This is a genomic window from Vibrio sp. 1978 (assembly GCF_033344345.1).
On the sequence record NZ_JAWPOP010000382.1, the window covers coordinates 1 to 753 of the forward strand.

The following is a 753-nucleotide window of genomic DNA, read 5'->3' on the forward strand; positions in this document are numbered from 1 at the left end:
TAATCCACACCAAGGTCGATCAAGTGCTGCATGACTTGTTCGTTTTCGACAAATTCCGCCACCGTTACTTTGCCAAGCTGCTTCGCCAAATCATTGATGGAGCGAACCATCACTCGGTCCATTTCATTCACGTCGATATCTCGCACGAAAAGGCCATCAATTTTCACGATATCTACAGGAAGTTTCTTCAAGTAACCAAAAGAAGACAAGCCCGAACCAAAATCGTCCAGCGCAATCATACAGCCGAGCGATTTGGCTCTGGTGAAAAAGTCGATGGCTTGATCTAAATTGCCCATGGCCGCAGTCTCTGTGATTTCTAAACAGATTTTTTCGCACGGCATGGTCGAGTTTTTCAATCGTTCGAAGAGAAAATCGATAAATTCCTGATTCCCCATGGATTGACCAGAAAGGTTAATCGAGCAACGCCCCAACTTTTCCACTACGTCTGGTCGCTGTTCAAACCATTCAAGCGCTTGGTTGATCACCTGCTTATCAATCCAATGCGCAATGTTATAACGCTCGGAAGCGGGAATGAAAATCGCCGGAGAGACGTAGTTACCCTGCGCGTCACGAATACGCACCAAAATCTCAAAATACATCAGCGACTCTGGCGACTGCAAATTCATCACTCGTTGAGCAAACAGCTCCAAGCGCTGATTGGATAACGCCTCGTGCACCAAGTTGACGCTCTGCATTTCCATCTGACGACGCTGCAACTCTTCATTGTCTAAGCTGAATAGATTGTAACGGTTA

At 46.3% G+C, this 753-nt stretch carries 1 protein-coding gene; it reads right to left on the minus strand.

Features of this window, described 5'->3' with window-relative positions:
- On the minus strand, positions 1–753 hold a 753-nt coding region (locus R8N49_RS26745), incomplete at both ends, for an EAL domain-containing protein (RefSeq protein WP_318190401.1).